General features: G+C 35.5%; 2 protein-coding genes. Both read left to right on the top strand.

Annotation, left to right across the window (positions count from 1 at the left end):
- Positions 1–59 precede the first annotated feature (59 nt).
- A complete protein-coding gene (locus PMI13_RS21405; protein WP_007842801.1) occupies positions 60–326 on the top strand; it encodes a transposase in 267 nt (88 codons plus the stop codon).
- Positions 327–346: 20 nt separating this feature from the next.
- On the top strand, positions 347–1,144 hold the full coding sequence (locus tag PMI13_RS08725) for an IS3 family transposase (protein ID WP_051999575.1): 798 nt from the start codon (positions 347–349) through the stop codon (positions 1,142–1,144).
- The last annotated feature ends 46 nt before the right edge of the window (positions 1,145–1,190 follow it).

Raw genomic sequence — 1,190 nt, 5'->3', positions numbered from 1 at the left:
GGTAGACTTCCCTGTTTTTCAGACAAATTAAAATTATTAAATTTAGTTTGTTAAACCTTATGAAAAAGAGCAAATTTTCGGAACATCAGATTATCAATATTCTGAAAGAATATGAATCTGGGAAAGCGACAAAAGATATTTGTCGTGAACATGGTATTTCCGCACCTACTTTTTATCAATGGAAACAGAAGTATGGAGGAATGGATGCACAGCATCTTAAGGAGCTTAAAGCTCTACAAGAAGAAAATGCTCGGCTTAAACGCATGTTTGCAGATCTGAGCTTGGATCATCGTATTTTAAAGGATATCATAGAAAAAAAGCTTTAAAGCTCTGTGAACGAAAAGAGTTGGCTGAAGGGATAATCAGTGAAGCAGGAATCAGTGTTCACAGGGCTTGTAAGATCGTTTGTATGAGCCGTAGTATGTATTATTATGGGCATAAAAAAGATGACCAAACTGTTATTTCAAAATTACTGGAGCTAGCGGCCAGGTATCCCACAAGGGGATTTGAAACGTATTATGGTAAAATACGTTTGGAGGGTTTGCTTTGGAATAGAAAAAGAGTACTTCGTGTTTATCGGAATATTAACCTGAAACTAAGAATTAAACGTAAAGCTCGCATTCCATGTCGTATTAAAGAGAAACTGATCGTTCCAGGTAGAGTTAATGAGACATGGTCAATTGACTTTATGAGTGATGCCTTGTCTAATGGGCGGAGGTTTAGGGTATTGAATGTCATTGATGATTACAATAGAGAATCATTGATCAACGAAGCTTTCTATTCGATTCCAGGTGTCAGGTTAGTACAAAAGCTAAAGGAATTAATCATATATAGACCTAAACCCAAACGTATAAGAACCGATAACGGTCCAGAATTTCTCTCCAAAGTTTTTGTGGACTTCTGCAGAGTTAATGATATTGAATTGCAGTATATACAACCTGGAAAGCCTGCTCAAAACGCATACATTGAGCGTTTAAACCGTACATTCAGAGAAGATGTTTTAGATGCTTATCTGTTTGGATCTTTGATGGAAGTAAATGCAATTGCTTATGAGTGGCAGATTGATTATAATAGCAATCATCCGCATAAATCTTTAAATGGACTTAGTCCATGGCTATATGCTAAAGAGTTTTTGATCAATTAGAGAATATTTTATATTTATCAACTGTTTGAAAAAGGGTAAGTCTTCA

The organism is Chryseobacterium populi (genome assembly GCF_000282115.1).
In the GTDB taxonomy this organism is placed as follows: Bacteria; Bacteroidota; Bacteroidia; order Flavobacteriales; family Weeksellaceae; genus Chryseobacterium; species Chryseobacterium populi.
This window is presented reverse-complemented; position numbering and strand designations above follow the sequence as displayed.